Genomic DNA, 13,605 nt, shown 5'->3' with positions numbered 1-13,605 from the left:
GCAAAATGGATCAACGTCAATTTAGAGATATATCGGGAAGCTTTGCAACGGGTGTAACTGTTATTACAACCAAAAGCGAATGTGGTCATCCAATCGGTATGACAGCCAATTCATTTACATCTTTATCATTGAATCCGCCGTTAATATTGTTTAATATAGCGAAAAGTTCAAGTCTATATGATGCATTTATGAAATCAAATATTTTTGCGGTTAATATTTTATCGGCAGAACAAGAAAACTTGTCCAGGCAATTTTCAAAGAAAAATATTGATCGCTTTGAAGGGATTGGATATGAAGAGGATGTTACCGGATCTCCAATTTTAAAGGACGTTCTTGGGTATTTTGATTGTGTTGTTAAATCACGTTATGACGGCGGCGATCACACAATTATTATTGGAGAGACAAAAAATGGAGCGGTTAAGGACGGAGATCCTCTGATTTTTTATAGGGGAAAGTATGCAAGGCTGGAAAGTAGCAGAATGATTATAGGAAAATAGCTGACTGACCATTGTAAAGAGAGAAATGCCCTTTTTGAAAGAAAGTATGGTATAGTTCTAATAACTGAAAAAGGGATCAATCATAGATAGATGATTAATCCCTTTTTAAAATTAACTTATACTGGATTGTGATTTCGTATAATCCCATTTTTGGAAATTAAAAATGTTGGCGTTCATGACAATTTCCGATATATAGTTCATCACAATTTTTGTGGCTTCTTGAAACTCATAACTTTTTCGATTATTTAAGATATTTGTAAATATCCCCTCCCATATTAAAATGGTTAATTCGTTAATCGAATCAATATTTTCCTCTTTAATGTATCCTTCTTTTAATGCAACTTCTAGTAGAGAGCGCCCTCTTTTTGACATATTTCGTTCAAACAAGATCAGTTTTAAATCTTCGGGAATGTTAATCAAATCATTTGGATAGATTTGATAGTAGTGTTTGAGCAGTTTTTCCGGATGGTCTCCTAAGTCCATAATAAATACAGCATGAAAAATTTGCGGTTGTTTAAAGGAGTAATTGCAAAAACATTCCCAAGCCAATAAATACTTTTCAATTGGATCTTTCCCTTTTTGAATATAAAGAGCTACCTCATCAGTGTAGCTTTTCATAAATCTCATCGAAGCGAAAAAGATTAAATGAGAGATTTCAGAAAAATAGTTATAAATTGTTGCGCTATTATAGCCGGCCTTATCCGCAACTTTCCTTATGGTTACATTTTCCACACCTTCTTGTTCTATAATTTCTGCTGTTGCGTCTACGAAGTATTTCCACATGCGGCTTAATTGAATTTCCCTTTTTTTCAAACTAATTCCCCCTCAATTGAAAAAAATATCAAATCCTTGGTTACTTTTGATAAATGCTATAAAAATGGTAATTTCAAAGTAAAATACGTCAAGCTTATTTACCAAGTTGCTTTTTAAAAAATTTGGGTTGTATAGAATATTTCCAAATGATATACTATTCATGGTTATTTTCTAATCATGATTAGAAAATAACCATGAATTTATTGTAACTTTTATTGATAGCGGTTACAACTTATTTAAATCAAGAAATTTAAAAATTTGTCGAACAGTCAATTTACTAAGAGGAGGAGATAAAATGTCTGCCGAATACAAAGAAAAAGAAATTATCATGCAGTTTCCTTATAATTATCAAACTATTGAAAACAATTGGATATTTTTAGAAGATAGAACCAGGCTTTCCAGCCGTATTTGGCTGCCTGAGGTTGAAGAAGGTCAAAAAGTACCGGCTATTCTAGAGTACATTCCGTATCGCAAAACGGATGGTACAAGAGCAAGAGATGAGCCGATGCACGGTTACTTTGCCGGTCACGGCTACGCCGTTGTCAGAGTCGATATGAGAGGATCCGGGGAGTCGGATGGTTTATTAAAAGATGAATACTTAAAGCAGGAACAAGATGATGCACTGGAAGTTATTGATTGGATTGCGAACCAAAGCTGGTGCAATGGAAATATTGGTATGATGGGGAAATCGTGGGGAGGCTTTAATTCTCTCCAGGTTGCGGCGAGAAGACCAAAAGCTTTAAAAGCTATTATTACGGTCGGCTTTACCGATGACCGTTATACCAATGATATTCACTATAAAGGCGGCTGTCTATTAAACGACAATTTCTGGTGGGGGTCTATTATGTTAGCGTATCAATTACGTCCCCTTGATCCTCATATTGTCGGGAATAGCTGGCGTGAAAAATGGTTGGAAAGATTGGAAAATATGCCATTGTGGATGGCGAAATGGATGGAGCATCCAACAAGAGATGTGTATTGGAAGCATGGTTCCGTTTGTGAAAATTACCAAGACATTGAAGTACCCGTTCTAGCGATTGATGGCTGGGAAGATGCATATACGAATACCGTATTAAGTTTAATGAAAGGGCTATCAGTACCTAGAAAAGGGATTATTGGACCATGGGCTCATGTTTATCCTCATGATGGCGTTCCGGGACCTGCAATAGGCTTTTTGCAAGAAGCGGTTAAATGGTGGGATCATTGGCTGAAAGGAAAAGAGAATGATGTAATGGATGGGCCTATGGTTAATGTATGGCTTGAAGATAGCATGCCGCCTTCTTCGATTAAACCTATAAGTAAAGGGCGTTGGGTCGGACTTGAATCATGGCCAACAAACGAAGTTGTGACGAAGACGTATCAAATGACCCATGGGAAATTGCTGGATGAACGAGATAAAAAAGAAGAACAAGTACTATTGAAAACGCCATTAAATCATGGCCTTTTAGCAGGTGAATGGATGGGTGCCGGAGTACTTGGAGAAAGTCCGTCAGATCAACGCTTGGATGATGGGATGGCGATGGTATTTGAAGGAGATCTTTTAGAAAACTCATTGGAAATTGTTGGTTACCCGAGGTTTGAAGTAGAATTGACCAGCGACAAACCGAAGGCAATGCTTTTTGCTCAACTCTCAGATGTAGCACCGGATGGAGCGGTTACTCGCGTATCATATGGCGTTATGAATTTAACACATTTAAATGGTCATGATCGAATTGACTTGTTAAACCCAGGTGAAAAGGTTAAAGCATTTGTTGATTTAGACTGTTGCGGACATAAGTTTAAGACGGGACACCGCGTACGTTTATCATTAGCGACAACGTTTTGGCCAATGTTTTGGCCGATGCCGGAAGAGGCAACGCTTACGTTGAATCTAGCAACGGCTAAACTTTCGTTGCCAATCTTTAAGGGGAGTCAGACAGCAGGGCCTAATATGAATCCGCAAAGTGCGCCTTTAACACCGACCACTTTTATTAAAGAAGGAATAGTCGATCGTTCCCTTTCTTATGATATTTTAACCGATACGTGGACTTGTATAACAAATGGTGTAGGCGGTGTATTTGGCGAAGGCGTCTATCGCTTTGATGACATCGATGTGACGGTTGAACACAATCTGAAACGAGAGTTGATATTAAGTAACGCAGATCCGCTTTCAGCTAAATATACCATTTATCAAAAAATGAAAATTGGCCGTGAAGGTTGGTGGATTGACGCGGATATTACCATTACACAAACGTCTAATAAGGAAAGCTTTATGATTGTTGGAGAAATGGATATTAAAGAAAACGATCAACCAACATTTAGCAAAAAATGGGATCAAAAGATTGAACGTTTGGGATTGTAAAGAGCGACTGAATGGGGAGAAAAAAGTGGAATCTAAATTAAAGAGGAATATTCCAACACTTTTCATTTTAGCCGTTACGGAAGAATTAGTTTGAAAAACAAGTGGTTTAAATGGTTAAAGTAAAACAGCGGCCTAAAGAATAAAAGTCGCTGTTTTATTTATGTGTTACTTTTTAATTATCAATTATTTTCAAGGTAAGCAAGTATTACTTTTTAAAACGCTTATGAATATTGTTATGTTTATAGGTGCCGCCCTCGCCGAATTCAACTAAATCTAAAGAAAGGGCGAGATAGCGTTTTTCGAACAGTTCGGCAAAGTGTGATTTAATCACATCGAAGAGTGCTTCACATGTCTCTTTTTTATCGGCTTCGGAACGTCCCGAGCCGATTTTAAAAGTGACGTGAACGAAAGCATCATCTTCAGAGCCGTCGGCAATATAGTAATCATGGAGTTCAATGGCTCTTGAACGAATGCCGCCAGTCGGGAAAATGCGGCTCCGTGATATAAGAACGCCGTTAAGCTTTTTTAATAGTTCCGGGATATTGGCTTCTTCCTTGATGTTATCCGTATATTCTACAATAATATGCGGCATGATTTTAGCTCCTTTCTATTAACTTGCGGTTTGCAAATAATATGATGTCAAATGAGAGGCATACCATGCGAAACTGGTAATTTAATTTTCAGAACCGGCAATTGAAAATGCTTCATCGCCGACAATGGTATTTACAAGCCGGCCAATACCTTCTATTTCCGTGACTACTTCGTCGCCGACAGCAGTATCAACTGACCCTTTAGGGGTACCGGTAAGGATGACATCACCTTCATTTAATGTCATAAATCCGCTAAGATATTCAATCAGATCGGGAATGCTGAAAATCATATCACTTGTCGTTCCTTCTTGTGTTATTTTGCCATTAACGTAGGTGCGAAGGGTTAGATTCATTGGATCTTGAACATCTTCAGCATCAACAAGCCATGGACCGATTGGTGTACAGGTGTCACGGTTTTTTACCCTTAAGTTAGGACGATAGTAGTTTTCCAAATAGTCCCGAAGCGCATAATCATTTGCAACAGTATAGCCTTTGACATAGTCATAAGCCTCTTCCCGTTTTACGTTGCGTGCTTTTCTTCCGATAATAACAGCCAACTCACATTCATAGTGCATGTAAGTCACATCCGATGGACGGCGTGTTTGCCCATTATGACCGATGAATGTGTTCGGACCTTTCAAAAAGACTAACGGTTCTGTTGGCGCTTTAAATGCCAATTCATTGGCGTGATCAGCATAATTTAATCCAAGGGCAAAAACCGTACGAGGTTGTATTGGAGGAAGCCAAACAACATCATTTTCAGAGACAATTCGGCCATCGTTAAGTTTTAATTGGCCATTTACTTCAGAGGCATCATGAATAGCGCCGCCGTATGCAACTCGTGCTCGTTTCATCGTACGACCTCCTTAACCAGCTCGTTTTCGTTTACAACATGATTTTCTAATATACCTACTTCATCAATTTCAATCCTAACGACATCACCTTTTTTAGCAAGCGGCGCATTTTCTGGAACACCAACAAGAAGAACGTCGCCGGCATTCAATGTCATAAAATCTGTCACATCACAAATTAACCGGCGGACAGACCGGATAAGATTTTTCGTATTGTTTTGTTGTTTTAATTCACCATTGATAAAAACCCTTATATTTAATTCATCCGGATTTGTGACAGCTTCACGCTCGATAACCCAAGGACCTACTGGACAAAAGCCGTCACGGGCCTTTTGCATTACAGCTGGTCGGTAAACGCTTTCATGAGGAATGCTGACATCATTAACGATCGTGTAACCGGCGACGTAAGACATGGCTTGTTCCTCGCTTACGCGTGTCGCTGTTTGCCCAATGACAATACCGAGCGCTGGACCTATTTCAACCTCTGAAAAATCTGTAGGTAATGGAATCGGCATACCATAGCTAATGATAGTATTTACTGGCTTTATATACATAATAGGTGCTTTGGGCGGTGCTTGATAAGGCTTTTCATTAACAGATTCACCCAGAGCAGCGAGTGCACCTTTGTAATTCAATGCAGTCCCGTAGATTGTACCTGAAACAGGAACATCCCATGGCAAATCTTTTAAACTATTATACATATCATTTAAAACGGCAGTACCGTCAGCCGGATTGACATAAACCTCGGTTGTCTGTCTTGAACCGCGAAACTTAGTTGTTGCTTTCTTCATATAATCACCCCACGATTAATAGATACAAAAAATTGATACATCATAATAAGAAAAGTGAGTTATTCGAGGATTCAACCTTATTCATGTGTAGCCTGCAGTTGTACAATGAAGCAATTTCGTTAATTTTCAGAAGGGTTGTAATATATCATATACGATAGCATATATTATTTTAATTTTCAATGCACAACCCTTAAGTACATTTATTTATATTAAACTGTTTAACAGACGTTAATAGAGATTATTTCATTATATTCCGGGATGAACTATTAATAAATAGGGAGTAGTCAGTATGCCATTTGACATAATATATGATATTTAAAGAGCGGAATATTAGCAAAATAAGTCATTTTAATAAAACCATCCCTTAAAAAGAATCGAGGGATGGTTTTATTATTATACAGAAATTGTCATTTGATCTCGTTTGTTTTCAGAAGGGTAAGCCATGACTTCACCGTCCACTTTTAGACCGACAATATCGCCAATTTTATAGTTGGATAGGCCGCTTACCCTGGCGGAGACTTCAAGATCTTCTTGAGGATTATCGTCAAGAATGCGCAAAGTAAGCAATGCGTCATGACCAAGATATTTCACTGCGGTTACCTGTGCACGGATGCCTTCCTCCGGTTGCTGGATGATAAATTGTTCTGGGCGGATCATGATAGTTGCTTGGTTAACTGAAGCCATACAGCATGCCTGAATAGGTAATTGACCAAGTATACAATTGGCACAGGCATTATGCACATTTGCTGTAAGTTGAGTTGTTTCACCGACAAATGTAGCAATGTCAAGATCGACAGGGGACTTATATAATGTAACAGGATCGGCAGTTTGAATCATTTGCCCGCTTTTCATGACTGATACCACATCAGCCATTGAAAGAGCTTCCTCCTGATCATGGGTGACGATAACAGCTGTTGTACCGGATTCCTTTAGTGCTGTACGGACATCTTCACGCAGAGTTGTTCGCAGTCCGGCATCCAATGCACTGAACGGTTCATCTAAAAGGATCAGTGAAGGTGAAGGTGCCAGTGCACGAGCAAGGGCGACACGTTGTTGCTGCCCGCCGGAAAGTTCGTGCGGCATACGGCGGCCAAGATTAGCCATTCCCGTTAATTCCAGCATCTCTTCAACACGGCCTAAACGGCGCAGCTTACGCGGTAATCCAAAAGCAACATTGTCAGCAACTGTCAGATGGGGGAACAGTGCACCTTCCTGCGGGACATAACCGATTCTTCTTTTTTCCGGCGGAAGACTGCGGCTGTTGTCACAGACAGTTATTTCTCCCACTTCAATGCAGCCGCGGTCAGGCTCTTCAAATCCGGCAATCGTTCTGAGTAAGGTCGTTTTACCGCATCCGGAAGGCCCAAGAACAGCCGCAATTTGACCGGATGGCACATGTAAATTAACATCACGCAATACGTTAACTTTTCCAAAAGACTTATTGAGTGACGTTATCCGCAAATCTTTCATTATAAAATCCCCCCAACAAACGGTTTCATACTAAAGTTTCTTATTTCATCATTTATTTTTATGCCGAGTAAGTAAATAAGCGGGTATACCTGAAACAAGAACTAACAGTGCCGCAAACGGAGCTGCCGCTGCATATTCAGTATTAGATGTATGTGTCCATATCTCGGTAGCCAGTGTATCAACCCCTGTCGGCCGAAGCAATAAAGTTGCAGTCAGTTCTTTCATTCCTTCAAGAAAAACCAGCGTCGCTCCCGACCCAATTCCAGGTAAAATAAGCGGCAGAGTAACCGAGAAAAATACCCGCAGCGGACGTTTTCCAAGCGATCGGGCGGTTTCTTCCAACCGCGGCGGCGCCTGTTCAACAGCAGCTTTAATGGATGTTAAGGCAAGCGGCAGGAACAATAATGCATACCCAATTAACAGAAGAAATGTTGTTTGATACAAAGAATAAGCATAATTAACAGAAAAGAATACAAGGGCAAGTGCAATCACAAGTCCTGGTACCGCACGCAGCATATATGGGAGCCTATCGGCTAACGTTGCCAGGCTGCCGCGATAACGAACAGCAAGTACTGCAACCGGAATCGCAAAAATAGTTGTCAATAGGGCACCGCCGAAGGCCAATCCGAGTGAAGAAAAAATGGTCGTCAAAAACTCATGGATTGGAAAAGCCCTTGAGCTTCCGACAATTAACCAATAGACGAGCATGATCATTGGCACGCCGATTGCCAAGAAGGAAAGTATAAAAAAAATAGCGATGACTAATGGCATTGATTTACCGAGCGGTACATGTTTTTGTATTCTAGCTGCGCCTTTTCCTATTCTAGCATAACGCGCCCGACCGCGTATAATGACCTCAAAAAAGAGTAATATGAGACAAAGGACGAGCAATACCGCTGCAAGCATGGCTGCCGAAGCATTGCTAAACGCCAGCTGATACTCATCATAAATAGCGGTTGTAAAGGTTTCAAATCTTAATAATGATAAAGCGCCGAATTCCGCAAGCATGTGTAAAGCAATCAGCAAGGCGCCGCCAAATAAAGCAGGGCGTGTTTGCGGCAGTGTGACCCGCCAAAAAGTACGCCACTGGCCGTAACCTAATGAGCGTGCTGTTTCTTCCAGTGCCGGATCCATGCCTCGTAATGAAGCCGCTACTGGAAGATGCACAAGCGGGTAACTTGATAGAGTTAATATTAAAGCCGCACCTCCAAATCCTTGGAGTTTAGGGCTCAAAGAGACCCAGCTGTAACTGCTGACAAAAGCAGGAACTGCGAAAGGCAATGTAAGAATGACATTCCATATCCTTCGGCCTGGTAAGTTGCTTCGTTCAACACACCAGGCTGTTACTAAACCGATAATTATTGAAGCCGCTGTAACTGTAACAGTCAAAAGAACAGTGTTGCCAAGGAGCTCATAGACCCTTGGACGAAAAATTAATTCAACCGCGGTATGCCATCCTGCTTGCTTTGCTCTTAACACAATATAAGCTAAGGGCATTAAGACCAATAAGATGACGATAATTGTCGGCACAAACATCCATAGCGGAGGAAAGTGAAATTTCCTCCGCTGATGGCGCTTACCGCTTGAAACTGCCCCAGACATTAACTCAATCCGACCTCCTGCTCAAGTTTTAATGCCTTTTGACCGTCACCTAAATCGGAAGGTGAGATATGAGGCGGTTCGAGTTCATTAAACGGTTTAAGATTATATTTAGATGTGACACCCGGGTGCAGTGGGTACTCTTCACTGTCTTTAGCAAGAACCTCTTGCCCCTCTTTACTTGTTATAAATTTAAGAAATTCATCTGCTTCTTTTTTATGTTTACTTGATTTAAGTTCCCCGACGCCGGAAATCGTGACTAATCCGCCTGGATCCTGGTTGCCGAAATAATATAGCTTAGAATGCATTTTATCTTTGCCTAATTCGTTAGCTTCGCGGAACCAATAATAGTTGTTGATAAGAGCTGTTGCCACTTGGCCGCGGCGAACCGCATCTAATGCAGCGCCATTATTGTTGTACTTCTTACCGTATTTCTTAAGTCCTTCCAGCCATTTTTTAGCTGCAGCGTCACCCTTAGTTTTTGCAATAGCGACGATTTGTTCTTGGAAGGCACCGCTGGTTGGAACATAGCCGACTTTACCTTTCCACTCCGGTTTAGCAAAGTCAAGAACAGACTTAGGCAATTCTTTTTCAGAAATCATATTAGTATTGTAGACGGCAACACGCGTCCGCGCTGTAACGCCAATCCAATCGCCGTTCTTATCACTGTACTGTTTAGGTACCTGCTTAAGGGTATTTGAATTAACCTTAGCGAGCATCCCTTTTTCTGCAAGCATTGAAAGAGGCGGGGATTCCTCAGAATAAAAGACATCCGCAGGCGAATTTTTGCCTTCTTCTGTAATTTGGTTGGCCAGCTCACTGCTTCCGCCATTACGGACTTTCACTTTGATGCCGGTCTTTTTCTCAAAAGCCTTCACCAATTTATCTGTCGTTTGTTCGTGTTGGCCGTTATATAGTGTTAAAGTTTTTGAATCTGATTGAGAAGACTCCGATTTACTAGCTTTTGACGAATCATTTGCATTGCCGCATGCGCTCATTACACCTAGCGATAAAACGGTTGCCCCAACCATGAGTCCATACCGTAGTTTTTTAGTTGATCCCATTAGTCATCCTCCTTATGTAGTTGAATGTTAATTATATGCGTTTAGATTGGTAATGATAATCATTATCAACCAGGGCAGTTTCATTATTTCATTATATATTTATCTTGTCAATCATAAATTTGAATATGGCATTTAACTTTTAAAGAAGTTAAGGGAATAGAATAGGAGAAAGGGCTTAAAGAGAAACAGCCGCTGATAGATCTAATTCTTTAAATAGATGAGCTTTTTTAAGAGGACTATGGAAATAATTTACCGAATTAATACCTTATGTTTCTAATAATGGGATTTATGAGGGGGTATAAAACTTATATGCAGGCAGTTTTACATATTTTAATGTTTTGCTAATGAATTCTTCAGCCCGAATTTTCCAGGCATAATCAGCTTTAGTCTATTAAAAAATTATCTTTTTATTATAAATCTGTTTAATTGCAGGGGAGGATATAATGAGGACACTATCAAACTTTTTTACGGCTTTAGTGCAAAGATTTTTACCCAATCCATTTGTATTTGCATTGCTTCTGACACTCATTTTATTTGTTTCTGGAATTGTATTTACTCATCATAGCCCGATTGACATGGTTAATTTTTGGGGAAGCGGATTTTGGAACCTGCTAGCCTTTGCCATGCAAATGAGTCTAGTCATTGTCACGGGTCATGCCCTTGCCAGCTCACCGCTTGTGAAAAAATGGCTGCGGATTATTGCTGGTCTTGCGAAAACACCTGGGCAAGGTGTTATTCTCGTAACCTTAGGAGCATCTATTGCTTGCTTTATTAACTGGGGATTTGGACTTATTGTTGGAGCATTATTTGCAAAAGAAGTGGCAAAACGGGTTCCTGGTACGGATTATCGATTTCTTATTGCCTGTGCGTATATTGGGTTTCTTACATGGCATGGCGGTCTTTCTGGATCGATTCCTTTAGAAGCCGCTACCCCGGGTAATCCGATGGAGAAAACAGTTGGAGGATTAATACCGCTGTCAAAAACGATTTTTGCAAATTATAATATTTTTATTACGGTTGCCTTGCTGATAGTCTTGCCGATCATGACACGGTTAATGATGCCTAGAGGGAAAGATATAGTAGGTATTGATCCGAAACTTCTAGATGAAGATGAAACAAAGGAAACATCTAAAACTGCCGAATCGTCAGGTGAAAAAACATTTGCTGTCCGAATGGAGAACAGCCGTATACTTTGTATTATCATTTCACTTCTTGGCTATTCTTATTTGATCTATTACTTTATAACCAAAGGATTTAATATTGATATAAATACAGTGAACCTGCTCTTTTTCACAACAGGATTACTTCTACACGGTACACCAATATCATATATGAATGCTGTATCAAATGGTGTCAAAGGGACGGCAGGTATTCTCATTCAATTCCCTTTTTATGCGGGAATTCAAGGAATGATGGAACTTTCGGGATTAGGCGGTATGTTAACAAACGCATTTATCTCTATCTCAACGCATGCGACGTTTCCATTTTTTGCTTTTCTTAGTTCCGGAGTTGTAAATTTCTTTGTACCTTCCGGGGGCGGACACTGGGTAGTTCAAGGCCCATTCATCATGCCAGCTGCCAAACAGCTTGGGGTTGACCCGGGTGTTGCCGCTATGTCAATTGCTTACGGGGAAGCTTGGATGAATATGGCTCAACCATTTTGGGCTTTACCGGCACTGGCCATCGCTGGACTAGGGGTCAGGGATATTATGGGATATTGTGTAACCACTTTGATTGTTTCGGGTATTATTTTTGCTATTGGGATATCTTTTTTCTAAGTTATATTTCACTAATAAGCTATGATGGTTACCGTAAAATGGAATTACATGGGTTAATTAGTTTATAATTATTATAAAAAGATATTTACTTTTATAACATAACTATTATAATAATACATGTAACCATATAAATTTCATTTATGAGGTGATTGCATAATGACCGATCCAAACAGTAAAAAATACTTAACGACGAATACCGGTTCTCCGGTTGCCGATAACCAAAACTCAATAACAGCCGGATCAAGAGGCCCGGTTTTAATACAAGATGTTCATTTGGTAGAAAAACTGGCACACTTTAATCGCGAACGTGTTCCTGAGCGGGTTGTACACGCGAAAGGCGGAGGAGCGCACGGATATTTTGAGGTAACTAACGATGTAACAAAGTGGACGAAAGCCAAGTTTCTATCAAAAGTTGGAAAACGCACGCCGATGCTTGCCCGTTTTTCAACAGTGGCAGGTGAGAAAGGATCAGCAGATACAGAACGGGACCCGCGGGGATTTGCACTGAAGTTTTATACTGAGGATGGCAACTACGATCTTGTCGGTAATAATACACCTGTATTCTTTATCCGCGATGCCATTAAATTCCCGGATTTTATCCATACACAAAAGCGAAATCCGGCAACGAACTGCAAGGATCCAAATGCGGTGTGGGACTTTTTCTCTTTGTCTCCTGAGTCATTACACCAGATAACTACGCTATTCTCAGATCGCGGTACGCCAAAATCTTGGCGACATATGCACGGCTTTGGGAGCCATACGTTTAAATGGACGAATGAAGACGGTGAATCCGTTTGGATAAAGTATCATTTCAAAACAGAACAAGGTATAGAAAATTTAACTGCTGAAGAAGCGGTAAAATTAGCCGGCGAAGATCCTGATCATGCAACACGAGACTTGTATAACGCTATTGAAAAAGGCGATTACCCAGCATGGACACTGTATGTGCAAATCATGCCTCTTGAAGATGCAGAACATTATAAATTTGATCCGTTTGATGTAACAAAAGTCTGGTCGCATAAAGACTATCCGCTTATTGAAGTTGGCCGGATGGTATTAAACAAAAATCCTGAAAACTACTTTGCGGAAATTGAGCAAGCTGCTTTCTCTCCGGCGACTATTGTCCCTGGGATTGATTTTTCACCTGATAAAATGTTGCAAGGCAGATTATTTGCATATAATGATGCACACCGCTACAGAATTGGTACAAACTACCAAATGCTGCCTGTCAATCGTCCGGTAAATGAGGTGAATAACTACCAGCGCGATGGAGCGATGCGCTTCGACGATAATGGCGGAGGTTCTGGAAACTATGAACCTAACAGTTTCAATGGACCGCAAGAGGTCTCAGACGCTGCCCAGGCACCGCTGCCGGTTTCCGGTATTGCGGAAAGTGTGCCTTATGATAAGAACGACCACTATACCCAGCCAGGTGACTTATATCGTTTGATGAGTGAAGAAGAACGAGGACGCTTAGTTGACAACATTGTTAATGCCATGCGTCCGGTTAAGAAAGAAATCCAATTACGGCAAATTGAACATTTCCGTAAAGCGGATCCTGAATATGGCCAACGCGTAGCTGAAGGCCTGGGTATTTCTATTAATACCGGTAAGTAAGTATAAAAGAAAAAATTTAATTCTCTCAATCTATTCCGAAGGCAGGCAGCTTTTATAGCAGCCTGCCTTTTTTATTGTTTAGGAAACTATAAAATGTCGACTTGTGGATAATTGTTCGGTAAAATGTTCGTAGATTTACCTTGGGGTGGGAACATGGGGAAACATAAAAGTGGTGTTATTAAACAAATTCTAAA

11 protein-coding genes are annotated in these 13,605 nt (G+C 40.4%); 4 read left to right on the top strand and 7 right to left on the bottom strand.

The genetic code is table 11. The features are described 5' to 3' along the window. Window positions 1-5 precede the first annotated feature (5 nt). Entirely contained in the window at window positions 6-497 is a 492-nt protein-coding gene (locus ACFQRG_RS14350) for a flavin reductase family protein (protein WP_380967195.1), read from the top strand. Window positions 498-608: 111 nt separating this feature from the next. Here the strand turns inward: ACFQRG_RS14350 and ACFQRG_RS14345 are convergent, their stop codons facing one another. Further along, window positions 609-1,310, bottom strand: coding sequence for a TetR/AcrR family transcriptional regulator (locus ACFQRG_RS14345; protein ID WP_380967193.1), 702 nt, complete (start codon window positions 1,308-1,310; stop codon window positions 609-611). A gap of 295 nt (window positions 1,311-1,605) precedes the next feature. Here ACFQRG_RS14345 and ACFQRG_RS14340 point away from each other — a divergent pair, with 295 nt between their 5' ends. Beyond that, window positions 1,606-3,651: a CocE/NonD family hydrolase gene (locus ACFQRG_RS14340; protein ID WP_380967191.1), complete on the top strand. Its 2,046-nt coding sequence runs from the start codon at window positions 1,606-1,608 to the stop codon at window positions 3,649-3,651. 205 nt (window positions 3,652-3,856) lie between these two features. On the opposite strand, the gene ACFQRG_RS14335 is transcribed toward ACFQRG_RS14340, so the two are convergent. The 6 genes from ACFQRG_RS14335 to ACFQRG_RS14310 all read right to left on the bottom strand — a co-directional run bounded on the left by ACFQRG_RS14335 (window position 3,857) and on the right by ACFQRG_RS14310 (window position 10,016). Beyond that, a complete protein-coding gene (locus ACFQRG_RS14335) occupies window positions 3,857-4,243 on the bottom strand; it encodes a 5-carboxymethyl-2-hydroxymuconate Delta-isomerase (RefSeq protein WP_380967189.1) in 387 nt (128 codons plus the stop codon). Between the two features lie 81 nt (window positions 4,244-4,324). Continuing rightward, on the bottom strand, window positions 4,325-5,095 hold the full coding sequence (locus ACFQRG_RS14330; RefSeq protein ID WP_380967186.1) for a fumarylacetoacetate hydrolase family protein: 771 nt from the start codon (window positions 5,093-5,095) through the stop codon (window positions 4,325-4,327). Next, the gene (locus ACFQRG_RS14325; RefSeq protein WP_380967184.1) at window positions 5,092-5,883 is read right to left on the bottom strand and encodes a fumarylacetoacetate hydrolase family protein; all 792 of its coding nucleotides are present in this window, start codon (window positions 5,881-5,883) and stop codon (window positions 5,092-5,094) included. The genes ACFQRG_RS14330 and ACFQRG_RS14325 overlap by 4 nt, the downstream gene beginning before the upstream one ends. Window positions 5,884-6,276: 393 nt before the next feature. Next, window positions 6,277-7,353: an ABC transporter ATP-binding protein gene (locus tag ACFQRG_RS14320; protein ID WP_380967182.1), complete on the bottom strand. Its 1,077-nt coding sequence runs from the start codon at window positions 7,351-7,353 to the stop codon at window positions 6,277-6,279. A 48-nt stretch (window positions 7,354-7,401) separates the two neighbouring features. Further along, complete coding sequence (locus ACFQRG_RS14315) at window positions 7,402-8,955, bottom strand: ABC transporter permease (protein ID WP_380967180.1); 1,554 nt, start codon at window positions 8,953-8,955, stop codon at window positions 7,402-7,404. Beyond that, on the bottom strand, window positions 8,955-10,016 hold the full coding sequence (locus ACFQRG_RS14310) for an iron ABC transporter substrate-binding protein (RefSeq protein WP_380967177.1): 1,062 nt from the start codon (window positions 10,014-10,016) through the stop codon (window positions 8,955-8,957). Before ACFQRG_RS14310 ends, ACFQRG_RS14315 begins: the two co-directional genes overlap by 1 nt. A 443-nt stretch (window positions 10,017-10,459) precedes the next feature. Between ACFQRG_RS14310 and ACFQRG_RS14305 the strand changes: the two genes are divergently transcribed. Further along, entirely contained in the window at window positions 10,460-11,794 is a 1,335-nt protein-coding gene (locus ACFQRG_RS14305) for a TIGR00366 family protein (protein ID WP_380967175.1), read from the top strand. Window positions 11,795-11,950: 156 nt separating this feature from the next. Further along, window positions 11,951-13,411 (top strand): catalase, encoded by a 1,461-nt coding sequence (locus ACFQRG_RS14300; protein ID WP_380967173.1) that lies wholly within the window; start codon window positions 11,951-11,953, stop codon window positions 13,409-13,411. Window positions 13,412-13,605: the final 194 nt, after the last annotated feature.

It is taken from the genome of Scopulibacillus cellulosilyticus (genome assembly GCF_042665295.1).
In the GTDB taxonomy this organism is placed as follows: domain Bacteria; phylum Bacillota; class Bacilli; order Bacillales; family Sporolactobacillaceae; genus Scopulibacillus_A; species Scopulibacillus_A cellulosilyticus.
This window is presented reverse-complemented; position numbering and strand designations above follow the sequence as displayed.